Source organism: Streptomyces sp. JHA26, assembly GCF_002005565.1.
Taxonomy (GTDB): domain Bacteria; phylum Actinomycetota; class Actinomycetes; order Streptomycetales; family Streptomycetaceae; genus Streptomyces.
The window spans coordinates 22,214-35,462 of sequence record NZ_BDJC01000041.1 but is presented as its reverse complement, the minus strand read 5'-3'; the positions used below and the strand labels follow the sequence as shown (position 1 = coordinate 35,462).

Sequence of the window (13,249 nt, the reverse complement as noted above, 5' to 3'; positions counted from 1 at the left end):
GCCGGGCGACCGGGCACCGGAGGCCGCGGTTGCCGCTCCGTCCCCGGGCGACGAGGTCTCGAAGGCCATGTTCGCCGCCTCGCCCCCGGGTGGATCCGGGAGCCCCTCCCGTCGCACGGGGGTCAGGGGCGAGGAGCCGGAGCACGTCCGGTCACCGCATGCGGACACCCCTCCCTCCCGCGCCGGTTGGCCGTCGCCGTCGTCGACGGCCGCGCTCGGTGCCCTCGTCGCCAGCCGCTCCGGGACGGTGGGAACGGGCGTCCACGGCGTGCGCGAGCCGGACCTCGGCCAGGCGCCCGGTACGACGCCGCCGGCGTCACCTGACGCCCCCGGCCCGCACGGCGTCCCGCGCGACGCCGTGCGGCCGCCCGCCGTGCCGCTCGCCGCAGCGGACGACCGCGATCGGGAGCAGCCCGTCGCGCGGACCGGCCGGTCCCCCGGGACGACGGCGCCCGCGGCCGTGGCACCACCGCCCGACAGGCCCTCCCCCGAAGCCGCTCCGGCCGGCGACCGGACGGGCCCTCTCCCGCGCCGCAGGCGCCACGGCCGGAACCGGTGTCCCCCGCCGTTCCGCCGAGCGGCGAGGACACCGGCCCGGCCGGCTCCCCCGGCCGTCCCGCGTCCTTGCCCGGCCACGAGCGGTCCCCGAAGCCCGTGGCGGCCGGCCACCCGTCGCCCGGCCGGGTGCCCCACCGGGCGGAAGCCGGGAGGACAGACGCCGCGCCGTCCGCGGACACCCGGACGGATCCGTCCCGGGGACACCGCCCGCAGCACCAGGGGCGGGCCGGCGCCGACACGCCGTCACCGCAGCCGCCCCGCCCCGGCGCGGGCCCTCCCGCCTTCCCCGGCAGCCCGGCTCCTGTTGTCGGTGCCGGGATCCCGCAGCGGCCGGAGCCGGCCCCCTCGGGCCTCCGGAAGCGGCACCCCGGGCCCCGGACGCCCGACACCGTGAAGCTGGTCCGTGACCATGTGGTGCCGGTGCTCACCGAGCGAGGGGTGCTGCCCCCCTCGGCCCCGGTCGAGGTCAGCGCGGCCGAGGCCGGGGAGCCCGCGCCTGCTCCACGTACGGGCGCGGCCGCCGTCCGCGCCACGGCGGCCCGCCGGACGCCCTCCGCGTACAGCGACGCCGACGCCTCCGGTACCCCGGCCGTCCATCTGCACATCGCCCGGATCGAAGTCCTCCCGCCCGCGCCGCCGCCGGCCCCGGCCGCGCCCGCGCCGGTCCGTCCCGCGTCGCGCGTCGACCTGGACGCCTATCTGGCCCGGAGGGACAAGGAGAACCGTTGAGCAACCACCTGGCGATCGCCACGGCTACGTCGGCGCTGCGCTACGTGCTCGCCCGGGCGCTGCGTGAGCAGCACCCGGGTGCGGTGGCGGACGCCCAGGTGACGACGTTGCGGCCCGACCGTCTCGGGTCCGCGGACCTGGTCCACTCGGCCGGCGTCAACGTCTTCCTCTACCGGGTGACGCCCAACGCCGCCCTGCGTTCGGCCGATCTGCCGGGGCGCGACCACGAGGCGGCGTTCCTCAGCCGTCCGCTGCAGGCACTGGACCTCCATTACCTCATCACCTGCCACGGGAAGGACTCGGCCCTGGAGGCGCAGCGGCTGCTCGGCCGCGCCGTCACCGCTCTCGCCGCGAACCCGGTGCTCGGGCCGCGGCTGGTGGCCGCGGCCGTGGACGCCTACGCCGACGTGGACGACACCGCGTTCCTCAGGGAGTCCGACCTCGTCGCTCAGCGGGAACCCGTCAGGGTCACCCCCACCACCCTGTCGTCCGACGAGTTGTCGAAGCTCTGGTCCGTCTTTCCGCAGACGCCCTACCAGCTCTCGGTGGCCTATGCCGCCACCGTTGTCCTGGTGGAGGAGCCGGTCGCCACCCGCCGGGCGTTGCCGGTCCGGGAGCGGGCCGTCACCGTTCACCCGGCGCCCGCGCCCCTGCTGACGTCCGTCGGCGAGGCCGGGGCGAACTCGCCGGCCGTGCCCGGGGGTCCGCTCGTGCTCCGGGGCGAGCGGCTGCTCGGCCCGGTCACCCGGGTGCGGATCGGTCCCGTGGAGCTCGACCCGCTGCCCGGCGGCACGTCGTCGCTGCTGAGCGTCGTGACCGGCGACGACGTGCCCGCGGGGCTGCATCCCGTCCAGGTGCTCCACCTCACCGCGCAGCCACCGGGCGACGGTCCGCGGGTGGCCGGCGCGTCCAACGCGCTGCCCGCCACCGTGCGGCCGGCGGTGAGGCGGGTGGTGTCCGGTGACACCGGCGTCCTGATCGACCTGACGCCTCCGTTGTTCGCCGGCCAGCAGGCGACCCTCCTGTTCTCCAGACCCCCCGGTGCCGGCGGGACAGGCCCCGGCACGGTGACCGTCGTCCTGCCTCCCAGGGCCCCGGGCGCCCCGCCGCAGTCCTCGCTGCGGGTGCCTCCCGGCGAGGTGCCCTCCGGCGCTCGGCTGGTCCGGGTGCAGGTGGACGGGGTCGACAGCCTTCCGGAGCCGATGGACCAGCCCCCCGCCTCTCCCGCCGTCCCGCTCCCGCCCTCATGAGCGGCCCCCCGCCCGCCGACGCGTGGGAGAACGCCAACCGCGACCATCTCGTCGCCGAACTGAACGTCCTCAGGCTGCTGCTGCGCCCCGACACCACGGACGCCGACCGCCGCAGGGCGGAGGAGGCCCTCGCCTCGGCCCGCCGCCTGCTGCCCGGGGAGAGCGCCCTGGACCGGGTGGCGCGGGGCTTCGGTCTCTCCGCCTTCGAACGGTCGCTCCTGCTGCTGGCGGCCGGTCCCGACCTCGTCGCGACGGTGGGCGAGGAGCTGATGGCGGCCTGCGGCTCCGCTCGGCCTTCCTTCGGCACCGCGCTCTCCGTCCTTCCGGAAGCGCACTGGAGCGCGCTGACTCCCTCGGCGCCACTGCGCCGCTGGAACCTGGTGCGCCTGCTCGACCCCTCCACACCGACGTTCAGTCCGCTGGCGGTCGACGAGCGGGTCCTGCACCACCTGGCGGGTGCCGGATACCTGGACCCCGAACTGGCGGCGGTGGCGCGCCCGGTGCCCGCCCCTTCGTACCTGCCCGGGTCGTTGCGGCGGGCAGCGGGCTCGGTGGCCGAGTCCTGGGCCGGTCTGCGGACCGTCCACCTGTACGGTCCGCAGGCGGCGAATCTGTGCGCGGTGGCCGCCGCGGCGGCCGTCCGAGGGAACTGGACGCTGCTGGTGGCTCAGGTCACCGACCTGCCCTCCGAGGCCGGTGAGCTGTGCCGGACGCTCGAGTCGATGAAACGCGAGACCGTCCTGGGCGGCTGCGCCTGGGCGATCGATCTGGAGCACGCGGACCCGGTGGAGCGCGGCCGCGTCGCCCGGCCGGCGGAGGACCTCGGCGCTCCCCTCGCCCTGTTGTCGGGGGACCAGGCCCCGCTCGGCGGCCAGGCCCTGACCCGTGTGGGGATCCACCGGCTGGAGCTGGGCGAGCGCCGTGAGCTGCTGCGGTCCGCCCTCCGCCGGGCCGGCGCGCCCACCGCAGAGGCGGATCGGGCGGCGGGCGTGTTCGACCTGACCGTCGACGCCGCCGAGGCGGCCGCGCAGGACGCCGCGTCGGGAACCCCCCTGTGGCAGGCCTGCCGGGAGCGGGCCAGGCCGTCCGTCACGGGGCTGGCCCACGTGGTGCGTCCGCGGGCCCGCTGGGAGGACCTGGTGCTGCCGGCGGGCCAGCGGGCCCAGTTGCGGGCCCTGGTCTCCTCGGTGCGGCACCGTGCCACCGTCCTGGGCGACTGGGGGTTCGCGGGCCGCCCCGCACAGGGCCTCGGCCGCACCGCGCTGTTCGCCGGCCCCAGCGGCACCGGCAAGACGCTGGCGGCCGAGGTGCTGGCGGCCGATCTGGGCCTCGACCTGGTGCGGGTCGACCTCAGCCAGGTGGTGAGCAAGTGGGTCGGTGAGACGGAGCGGCACCTGCGCGAGGTCTTCGCGGCGGCCGAGGACAGCGCCGCGGTCCTGCTCTTCGACGAGGCCGACGCGCTTTTCGGCAGGCGCACCGAGGTACGCGACAGCCACGACCGCTACGCCAACCTCCAGACCGGCTACCTGCTCCAGCGGTTGGAGTCGTTCCGCGGTCTGGCGATCCTCACCACCAACGCGCGGTCGGCCCTGGACCCGGCGTTCACCCGGCGACTGCACACCGTCGTCGTCTTCCCCTACCCGGACGTCGCGGCGCGCGAGGCCCTGTGGCGCGGGGCGTTCCCCGCCCGCACCCCGGTCGACGGCGTCGACGCGGCCGCCCTGGCCGCCGAGGACCTGGCCGGTGGCGGCATCGCCGCGGTGGCCCTGTCGGCCGCGTACCTCGCCGCGGCCGAGCGGACCCCGGTCACCGGGGAACACGTCCGGACGGCGCTACGGTGGGAGCTCGCCAAGTCCGGCAGGTCCTCGCTCGCGCGGTGAGCGTGCCCATCCGGCCGCCTCCTCCCGGTCACTGCGGCAGTCGGCCGTCCGGGGGCCGTCGGCGGACGCCCCCCGTGGACGCGGTGCTCAGTCCTCCCGCGCCGCGAGGTAGGGCTGGAGGGTCCGGCGGATCTGCTCCGTGCACACCGCGCAGAAGGGGTGGCCCAGTGCCCGCATGCGGCAGTCGAACTGGGGGCGGTAGGCGCCGCAGTGGTGGTAGTGGGCGCCCTCGAAGGCGCCGACCGTGGCCGCCGGCACCGGGCTGGGCCGGGTGTCGCACTGCGAGCAGTCGGGGTTGGACGTCGTCGGCATCGGGGTGGCCGGCAGGACCAGGTCCCGCCACTTGTTCGTCGCCCGGTCGGCGTCGACGGTGACGTTGGGCTGCGCGGGTTCGAGGGGGGGATGCCGGTCGCGGTCGGTGTCCACGCCGCAGCCGCGGTAGTACTCGTACTCGTCCGCCAGGCGGAAGGCGGTGTGGCCGATCTCGTGCAGGGCGATCTCGTTGGCGCCCGGCGCGAGGGAGTAGGCCGCCACCGAGCCGCCGGAGCCGCCGTACACGGTGGAGTTCACGGCGACGATCACCATGTTCCACTGGGGCACCTGGTCGCCGGCGAGCGTGAGCACGGTGGTGTCGTCGACGACCAGCAGCCGGCGGACTCCGTTGGTGCAGAAGGACGCGTCGAAGTACGTCCGGGGAGCCGCACCGGAGCCGCCGCACTCCGCGGGGTCGGCGGCGCCGCTGCCGGTCGAGCGGACGTCCACCCGGTGCACGTTGACGGCGTCGCGCAGGGAGTCGAAGGGCGGGGTCGCGAGCAGCGTGTCCGCGAACGACCGGGCGTCGTCGGCGAACTGGCCCATCTGCGCGCCGGTGTAGCCGTCACCGGTGATCACCAGGTTCCAGCGCCGGGCCGCGGGCCCGCTGTCGACGATCTTGGTGGTACCGAGGACGGTTCCGTCGGCGGTGGTCATGTCACCGGTCCTCCGTCTCCGGTGTCCGGGGTGTCGTCCGTGCCCGGGCGGAGGGGGAAACGGGCGATCTCGGCCGCGGGGGCGAGCCCCGGTGCGCGGCCGAGCAGGCTGCCGACGAACGCGACGTGGTCCGCGGCCGCCATGTCGGGCACCAGGACCGCGAAGGTTCCCCGGGGCCTCTCCACCGGAACCCTGGCGACGGACCGCTCGGGATCCTCGGAGAACACCTCGGCGTCGTGCCGCACGGGATCGTGCAGGACGCGTCGGTAGAGCACGTTGCGCCCGGCGTCCCGGACCTCGACCCACATGCCCTGTGCCGACCGCCGGTCGGCCGGCCGGTCACCGGGCGGGGAAATCATCTCCGTCCGCTGTCGGGAGACGAGGCGGATGTCCGTCCCCTCGTACTCGAAGATCAGCCGCACCGCGTGCGGGTGGTCCTGGTCCGCTCCGGTGGTCACGTCGCACTCCTCTTCCGTGCGGACGCCGCAACGTCCGCCTGCGTCGACATGCCTCTGCTTTCAGTGTCTGACCTGACCCCGCGGCCGCAACCGCACCCGGCGGCCGCCGTCGGGGGCGAGGCGAAGCCGGGCGTCACACCACGGAGTCGGCCCTCACCGGGCCGCGGCCGCCCACGACGGCCGGGCGGACACGTCGGCCCGGGACGTGACGCGGGGTGCGGACCCGTGCGCTTCGAGTGGCGGACCGCGCCGCTCCGGTGTGCACTGAATTGCCACCAGGCACATCGTCGAGGGCCGCCCCACGGGGCAGGCGAGCCCTGCCCCGGCTCCTCCAGTGGTTCGGCTCGGCTTTCCCCCCGAGAAACGTGTGAGAGGCGTTGCCATGCCTGTGAACGAACCCATCGACCTCGCAGAACTCCGGGCGGCCCTGGAGCGCGCCGACAATCCCTGGCGAGCGGTCAGCAACTCGATGACCCGGCTGACCGAGGAACAGCGCGTCACCCGGCTGGGCGTGCCGGTCGACGAAGCCGAACACGCCGAGATCATGGCCGCTCAGGAGCCACAGGCCGCGGCCGCACGGGAAGCCACGGCGGGGGCGGAGTTCCCCTCGTCGTTCGACCTCCGCGACATCGGCGGCCTGGACTACACGACACCCGTGAAGGACCAGAAGAGCTGCGGGTCCTGCGTCGCGTTCGGCACCGTGGCGACCATGGAGCACGTGGTCCGGTACACCGACCGGGCGCCGTTCCTCCCGACGGACCTCTCCGAGGCGCACGCCTTCTACGGCTACGGCCGCGAGGCGGGCGCCACGTGCGAGACGGGCTGGCTCCCGGAACCGCTGCTCGAGAAGGCCCGTGACTCGGGCATCACCTTCGAGGACTACTTCCCCTACACGGACCGGAACCAGGACAGCAGCAAGCTGAATCCGGACTGGCCCAACCGCCACGCCAAGGTCGTCAACTGGACGAACGACACCAATGATCCGGCCGCGATCAAGCGCGACATCGCCACCTACGGGTCCGTCGTCACCTGCTTCTACGTCTACCAGGACTTCTTCAGCTACGGGGGCGGGGTCTACCGACGGCAGACCGACACCCTCGCCGGCGGTCACTGCGTCAGCCTGGTCGGCTACGACGACGCACAGGCCTGCTGGATCGCCAAGAACAGCTGGGGAACCGACTGGGGCGAGCAAGGCTTCTTCCGCATCGGCTACGGCGAGTGCGGCATCGAGAGCTGGCACACCTGCGGCGTCCAGGGCGTCAGCCTGCGGGCCTGGCTCGCCGACCAGCGCATCCTCGGTCTGTGGAGCAACGAGGCCGACGCCAACGTGTGGGCCTACGGGGAACTCCGCGGCTGGCTGAGCCTCGGCAGCGACGTCTCCTCGACCGACGCGGCGATGCTGGCCGCGCTCGCCGCCTCGAAGTCGGCCGGCGCGAAGGTGGGGCTGTTCGAGGACAGCGGCAGGGTCCAACAGGTCTACGCCTGGTGAGGCCCGTGAGCAACGACAAGGCACCCGAGATCAGGAGTGGTGGAGGATGAGTCCGCAGATGACGAGCACGCTGGAGGCGCCCACCGGATACAGCGCCGCCCACGCCCCGGACGGCGGTGCCGGCAGACCGGTCATGCTGCCACCGGGTGTGGACGTGGGCCTGTCGGCCATCCCGCTCACCGAGTCCGGACGGCCGAGGCCCGACGCCAGGGCGGTCCGGTTCGAGGAGACGGTCGGTGAAGCCCGACCGGTGGTGCACCCGGACAGCAGGACGACGGAGCTGGCCCTCCGGGCGATCGAGACCGGCGGTTCCGCCACGGGGGTCTGGGTCCAGAACGTCCTGGTCGACGGGATGTGGTCGATGGACCAGACCCGCAACGCGTACCTGCACGTCAAGGGCGGCACGTGGAAGAAGCTCCACAACGGTTCGGACGCCGCGTTCACGGTGCTCACCACGCTGGCTGCCCAGGCCCGTCAGACGGGCCGGCCGATCACCTTCCGGGAGGAGCCGGACGGGATGGTCCACGAAATCTATTTGTGGTGAGCCGGCACACCGCCCCCCGAGCCGGCCGTCCCCGGGCGGGGACGGCCGGCTCGGGGGCGGAAACGCGACAGTGCCTTCCTGACCTGGGACGATGAACCTTGCTGAGGGGTTCTGCCGGTCCAGGCGGAGGGCACTTTCCACGTGCAGGGCATCGGGTTGCGTCCCAGGGTCCGTGTCCGTGCCGATGGTGCGGGGTGGTCGGTCATGCCGGGGCACGGTCGCCGGCGGATCCTGTTGGTGCCACGGGGCCGACCGCGACGTACTCCGCCGCTCTCGGGCCGCTTCGGCCGCGCGGGACCGAACATGGTCCGGGACGGGTCGCCACGGACCTGGCGGTGGTGCCCGCCGACACCGACGAGGCCGTCTCTGGGCGCCCACGCCCCGAAGGACCCCGGAGAACCCGACCCCGCGCCGGGTCTCCACCATGCCCGCACACCGAAAACGCGTCAGCCACCCGACAGCCGCCCCTCGACGACGCCTCATCGCCCCGACCGAAACAGCGAGGCTAACCGCTGACCAGGATCCGGATCTCACGCCGGTCCTGCACCGCGCTCTCCCAGGGCCGTTTCAACACGAGCTGCAGCAGGCCTTCGCCGGCCGCGGCGGCTCGGACCCGCACGACCTGCTGCCCACCGGATCCGGGCAACGGCTGCCCGAAGAACTGATGGTCCTCACCGATCACCTCGAGAACGCCGTCGACGCGCTGAACCGACCAGAGATAGCCCGTGGTGGCGTTCTCGGGAGTCCGCACCACGACCTCGTCTCCCGCCGACACGTGGATCTCGGAAGTCCGCAGGAGGGTGACTCTTACCTCGCCCATGACTGCACCCGCCATCGAAGTGGAGAGGCCTGCCGAGGAGCACAGGAGGCCGGCCGCCGGTTGTCCCGTGAAGAAAGGAAAAAGCCGGAAGAACGACCGAAGGAGGCCATCCGGTTCCTGGTTCAGGATGACAGCGGTCAAAACACTGCACAATTGTACGAGCCGGATCCGGGTGGAAGAATCGAACCGATGGCGCCCAAGGCGAAAGCCTGGAGGCGGCGATGGCGCTCGACCATTCCCAGGACCGACGAGTGGACCGTGGGAAGCGGTCCGCGCGGCGACGGACGCGGCCGAACGGGAGGCGCGCGTCGCCGGCCGGGCAGTGGCGTCGGGCCGCGCGTTCCGGGTGACGCGCTCCGCCACCTCACCGAAAGTGGCGCGCTGTGGCAGCACCACCCGCCCCGGTTGTCCTTGTGAGGAGGACGAATCACCGGTGCTCGTCCAGCGCCGAACGGTGATGTTGCCCAGAACGGCACCGCTGCAGCAGTACCAGGCCCCGTTCACCGGGCACGTCCCCCTGGCGGGGCGACCGGCCCCGGGTACGGTGCGACGGCCGGGCGTCGAGCCACGGACCGGTCAGCGCTATGCGCTCCGTGACCCTGCCCCGGGGGAACTCCTGGACATGCTGGAGGCACAGGGAAAGTCGGAAGCAGCAGTCGCGGAGGCGGAGGTTCCTGAGGCGACCCTTGAGCGGGCCGGCCGGCCGCCGGACTTCCTCACCGTCGCCGACCGCGGAACGATCGCCACGGAGGAGGACCTGGAGACCGTGGTGGCCACCTGCATCCCGACGGTGCGCCGGCTGATCGGCAGGGCGCCCCGGCCGCTCGTACAGTCCAAGGGCCGTCTGGACATACGGCGCATCAGGATCGCGCCGACCCTCGACCCGGGCGGCGAGAAGCGGGACAAGGCCTACCACGAAGCGGTCAGGAAGAAGGGTGTGGCCGCGCCCAGAAGGGTGCGCAGGCCGGAATACGAACGGGACGGGTGCGTCTTTCGGGCGATGAGCGGGGCATGGGGCCGCGCCCCGGTGGCCACGTTCTACTGCCAGGAGGTCACCCGCACCGACCACGAGGTGCGGGTGATTCCGCCTGGTGACCCGGAGGGCGTGGTCTTCGACGCGCTGGCAGGGAACACCGCCTACGAGTGCAAGTGCGGGTATGCCTCCTACGTACGCAACCACGGCAGTGCCGCCTGGTGGGCCCGTTGGCAGCGGGAGAAGACGGACGAGCAGATGCTGCGGCACCAGCGGGTGGCCCGGCAGTGCGGGCTCAAGTACCGGTACATGGTGTCGGACAGGGAACTGGCGGCTCTGCTGCGGGGCCGCTGGGGCTTCGGGGTGACCGTCCTGCACGAGCCCAGCGACCTGTGCCCTTGGCGGTTCGACGCGGCGGGTCACGGTCGAGGGGGCCGTCACCCTGCCCAGGGGCATCACTCGAGCATCTGCGCCGTCAGCCGGGTCGGGGCGACCCCGAGTTCGTCCCGCAGGACACGCGTGCAGGTTGCGTAGGCACGCCGCGCTTCGCTGATGTTTCCCTCCGCGAGGTGGATGCGGATCACCGCGCGGTGGGCGCTCTCCCGGGTCACATCCAGACGAAGCATGGCCAGAGCGACTTCGAGCGCGAGCCCGTAGCGGCCCTCGGACGTCAGTTGCTCGGCGAGAGCCTCCTGGAGGTGCATCTGGAGCTGGCGCACGCGTTCCCGGTCGGCGTCGAGCCATTCGTCGTCCCAGTCCGGCAGCAGCTCCCTGACCTCACCGGGCAGGCATCGCAGTTGGACGGAGGGAGTCGGACCGTGCTGCCAGGCGTCCCGGGCCTCCCGCACCAGGCGCTGCACGTCCACCGCCAGCAGGGCGGAGATGTCCGCAGTGGTCGCGGTGACGGCCACGACCCCCGGCACGGCCTGGTTCGCACGCCACAAAGACGTGCGCAGGCAGGCCCGGGCACGGTCCTCCGTGGAGTCCGGCCAGAGCGTGCCCGCCAACCGGCTGCGGCTCATCCTTCCCTGCAGTGCCAGCAGTGCCAGAACGCGCTGGGGTCCGGCGGGGAGCCGGATTTCCCGGCCGCCGGCCACCAGCCGGAACGGCCCGAGCAAACCGAGGAACAAGCGGGTCCGCGGCGCCGCAGAGGCTGGACAACCACGCGAGACCCCTTTTGCGCTTTCGGGATCAGCGGCACTGCTGGGGACGAAAACACTTCCCGGCATGATCCCTCCCACGGGTGTCCGGTATGCCCGCCCGGTCCCGCTGCCGTATCCGGTCGGTGCGAAGTGAACAGATGACGAACTGAACAGCTGATATATGTGCTCCGGTGGTCCGACGAGAACCCGCTCCGCCTGCGATCACTCGTGCGAGTGATCGCAGTACCGCTCGCTACGTTCTGGTGACGCCACAGTGACGTCGACCGGGGCACGCCTTGTCCATGAGCGGTTTTCCGGGCAGTCCCCGCACCCTGCGGGGCGCCGTGGTGGCGGTCGACAGCAGCGGGCCACTGTCACGGCTGGTGGTCTTCCAGTACAACCCCGACCAGGTCGTCCGCACGCTGCGTCCGCGCGGTCCCGCCTCCTCGCAGTCCTCCGGCGCCGCGGACGCCCACCGGTTGTGGGGGGCGCCCGTGGAGACGGTCTCCCTCACGGTCAGCGTCGACGCCACCGACCAGCTGGAGCGCGGCGATCCGGTGGCGGCTCTGACCGGCGTCGCGCCCCAGCTCGCCGTGCTGGAGATGCTGCTCTATCCGGGCATCGCCACGGTGGTGGAGAACACGGCGATGCTGCTGGCCGGCACCATCGAGATCCTTCCCATGGAGAGCCCGCTCACCCTGCTGATCTGGGGTCCGGGACGGGTGGTCCCGGTCCGCATCGAGAGTCTCACGATCACCGAGGAGTCCTTCTCGCCCGAACTGTTCCCCACCCGGGCCTCCGTGCAGATGTCGGCCCGGGTCCTCTCCTACAACGACCTGTCCGTGAGCGACGCCGGTCACGCCCTCTTCCTGGTGCACCACGTGATGAAGGAGACGATGGCCCTCGTGGCCGGAGCCACGGCCGCAGTCACGGTGGCGGGGAGTGCGGCCGGTGTCTGACAGGGCGCTCGGAGCCAGCCGGTACGCCGGAGTGGGTACGGCCACCACCACCGTCGAGGACCCGGTCGACGGCCTGCGGCAGGTGCGCCACCTGCGGGTGCGGCGGCACGTGCCCGGCCTCACGGCCGGACGGCCGCTGGCGCTGCACACGGTGGCCGAGGGAGACCGCCTGGATCTCGTCGCCCAGCGGTACCTGGGCGACCCGCTGGCCTACTGGCTCGTGGCCGACGCCAACGCCGCCCTCGATCCCGACGACCTGACCGACTTCCGCACCGTGGGCACCGTCCTGGTGATCCCCGCGCCGGGGAGATGACGATGAGGCAGACGCTGGCTTCCGGCCTGCGGCTCACCGTGCTGGCCGGCGCGACCATTCCCACGCCGCTCCCCCCTGACCTGACCGCGCGTCTTCTGTCGGTGCGCGTCCAGGAGGACGACGGCGCCCGCTCGGTGTTCACCCTCACCTTCGACGCCGGGCGGTCCGGGCCGATCGCCGCGCTGGACACGCCGGTCCTGCGTCCGCCGCTCGTACCGTTCGCCCGGGTCACCCTCGTCCTCACGTTCGCGGCGCTCCCCCGGGTCCTGTTCGACGGCATCATCACCCATCTCGAACTGATCCCCGGTGACGGGCCGGGCGGGGCGACCCTGACGGCCACCGGGGAGGACGTGTCCTATCTGCTCGACCGCCGGGAGGTGGACGCCGAGCACCCCGCCATGGACGACTTCGTGCAGGTGAGCCAGATCCTCACCCGGTACGCGTCGCACCGCATCCTGCCCATGGTGATCCCCCCGCGGGTCTCCGACCCCCCTCTTCCGATCGAGCGGATCCCCACCCAGCACGGCACCGATCTGGCGCACCTGCGCGAGCTGGCCGGCCGGCACGGGTACGTCTGCTACGTGATCCCGGGCCCGCAGATCGGCGCCAGCACCTTCTACTGGGGGCCGCCGGTGCGGTCCGGGGCGCCGCAGCCGGCCCTCTCGGTGGACCTCGGACCCGAGACCAACGTCCGTTCCGTGCGGTTTCGCACCGACGCGCTCACGCCGGTGCTCGTCGAGGGTGAACTGCAGGACCCGCGCACCGGAACGCAGATGACGGTGGACACGATGGCCAGTCTCCGCCCGCCGCTGTCGTCGCGTCCCCTGTGGGCCGCGCACACGGGGGACATCCGCAGGCGGCGCCTGGTACGGGACAGCGGGACGGGTCCTGTCGGCACGTTCGCCCGGGCCCAGTCCCTGGTGGACTCCGGCGCCGACGCCGTGGTCGCCGAGGGCGAGGCCGACGGAGGGCGTTACGGCGACGTCCTGCGCCCCCGGGCGCTGGTCGGCGTCCGGGGAGCCGGCTGGTCCCACGACGGCCACTGGTACGTGCGCCGCGTCGAGCACGAGCTGGCGCCCGGGTCCTACGTCCAGCGGTTCACCCTGTCGCGCGACGGTCACGGCCCGACCGTGCCCGTCGTGCGACCGTGACCCCTCGGCGCCGA

Annotated in this window: 13 protein-coding genes; 9 read left to right on the top strand and 4 right to left on the bottom strand. The window is 73.3% G+C overall.

Going from position 1 to position 13,249, the window contains the following annotated elements; genetic code table 11:
* The first annotated feature begins 948 nt into the window (after window positions 1-948).
* Genes JHAT_RS23355 through JHAT_RS23345 form a run of 3 tightly spaced genes read left to right on the top strand, consistent with a single transcriptional unit; the run spans window position 949 to window position 4,417 of the window.
* The gene (locus JHAT_RS23355) at window positions 949-1,287 is read left to right on the top strand and encodes a hypothetical protein (RefSeq protein ID WP_077800221.1); all 339 of its coding nucleotides are present in this window, start codon (window positions 949-951) and stop codon (window positions 1,285-1,287) included.
* Complete coding sequence (locus JHAT_RS23350) at window positions 1,284-2,537, top strand: DUF4255 domain-containing protein (protein ID WP_077800220.1); 1,254 nt, start codon at window positions 1,284-1,286, stop codon at window positions 2,535-2,537. Before JHAT_RS23355 ends, JHAT_RS23350 begins: the two co-directional genes overlap by 4 nt.
* Window positions 2,534-4,417: an ATP-binding protein gene (locus JHAT_RS23345; protein WP_077800219.1), complete on the top strand. Its 1,884-nt coding sequence runs from the start codon at window positions 2,534-2,536 to the stop codon at window positions 4,415-4,417. Before JHAT_RS23350 ends, JHAT_RS23345 begins: the two co-directional genes overlap by 4 nt.
* A gap of 87 nt (window positions 4,418-4,504) precedes the next feature.
* Here the strand turns inward: JHAT_RS23345 and JHAT_RS23340 are convergent, their stop codons facing one another.
* Together JHAT_RS23340 and JHAT_RS23335 are read right to left on the bottom strand one after the other, a co-directional pair.
* On the bottom strand, window positions 4,505-5,386 hold the full coding sequence (locus tag JHAT_RS23340; protein WP_077800218.1) for a M64 family metallopeptidase: 882 nt from the start codon (window positions 5,384-5,386) through the stop codon (window positions 4,505-4,507).
* Window positions 5,383-5,844: a hypothetical protein gene (locus JHAT_RS23335; protein WP_077800217.1), complete on the bottom strand. Its 462-nt coding sequence runs from the start codon at window positions 5,842-5,844 to the stop codon at window positions 5,383-5,385. The genes JHAT_RS23340 and JHAT_RS23335 overlap by 4 nt, the downstream gene beginning before the upstream one ends.
* A 382-nt stretch (window positions 5,845-6,226) precedes the next feature.
* Between JHAT_RS23335 and JHAT_RS23330 the strand changes: the two genes are divergently transcribed.
* Both JHAT_RS23330 and JHAT_RS23325 read left to right on the top strand, forming a co-directional pair.
* Complete coding sequence (locus tag JHAT_RS23330) at window positions 6,227-7,333, top strand: C1 family peptidase (protein WP_077800216.1); 1,107 nt, start codon at window positions 6,227-6,229, stop codon at window positions 7,331-7,333.
* 46 nt (window positions 7,334-7,379) lie between these two features.
* Window positions 7,380-7,877, top strand: coding sequence for a hypothetical protein (locus JHAT_RS23325; protein ID WP_077800215.1), 498 nt, complete (start codon window positions 7,380-7,382; stop codon window positions 7,875-7,877).
* Between the two features lie 505 nt (window positions 7,878-8,382).
* On the opposite strand, the gene JHAT_RS23320 is transcribed toward JHAT_RS23325, so the two are convergent.
* Complete coding sequence (locus JHAT_RS23320; protein ID WP_077800214.1) at window positions 8,383-8,838, bottom strand: protease inhibitor I42 family protein; 456 nt, start codon at window positions 8,836-8,838, stop codon at window positions 8,383-8,385.
* Between the two features lie 481 nt (window positions 8,839-9,319).
* On the opposite strand from JHAT_RS23320, the gene JHAT_RS23315 reads away from it, so the two are divergent.
* Window positions 9,320-10,204, top strand: a complete 885-nt coding sequence (locus JHAT_RS23315; RefSeq protein WP_143660488.1) for a hypothetical protein — start codon at window positions 9,320-9,322, stop codon at window positions 10,202-10,204.
* On the opposite strand, the gene JHAT_RS23310 is transcribed toward JHAT_RS23315, so the two are convergent.
* Complete coding sequence (locus JHAT_RS23310; protein WP_171991020.1) at window positions 10,126-10,692, bottom strand: BTAD domain-containing putative transcriptional regulator; 567 nt, start codon at window positions 10,690-10,692, stop codon at window positions 10,126-10,128. The two genes, JHAT_RS23315 and JHAT_RS23310, sit on opposite strands and share 79 nt — an antisense overlap.
* Before the next feature lie 422 nt (window positions 10,693-11,114).
* Between JHAT_RS23310 and JHAT_RS23305 the strand changes: the two genes are divergently transcribed.
* The 3 genes from JHAT_RS23305 to JHAT_RS23295 are packed head-to-tail and all read left to right on the top strand — an operon-like array spanning window position 11,115 to window position 13,235.
* The gene (locus JHAT_RS23305; RefSeq protein ID WP_077800211.1) at window positions 11,115-11,771 is read left to right on the top strand and encodes a hypothetical protein; all 657 of its coding nucleotides are present in this window, start codon (window positions 11,115-11,117) and stop codon (window positions 11,769-11,771) included.
* A complete protein-coding gene (locus JHAT_RS23300; RefSeq protein ID WP_077800241.1) occupies window positions 11,764-12,084 on the top strand; it encodes a LysM peptidoglycan-binding domain-containing protein in 321 nt (106 codons plus the stop codon). The genes JHAT_RS23305 and JHAT_RS23300 overlap by 8 nt, the downstream gene beginning before the upstream one ends.
* Before the next feature lie 2 nt (window positions 12,085-12,086).
* Window positions 12,087-13,235, top strand: a complete 1,149-nt coding sequence (locus tag JHAT_RS23295; RefSeq protein ID WP_077800210.1) for a hypothetical protein — start codon at window positions 12,087-12,089, stop codon at window positions 13,233-13,235.
* Window positions 13,236-13,249 lie beyond the last annotated feature (14 nt).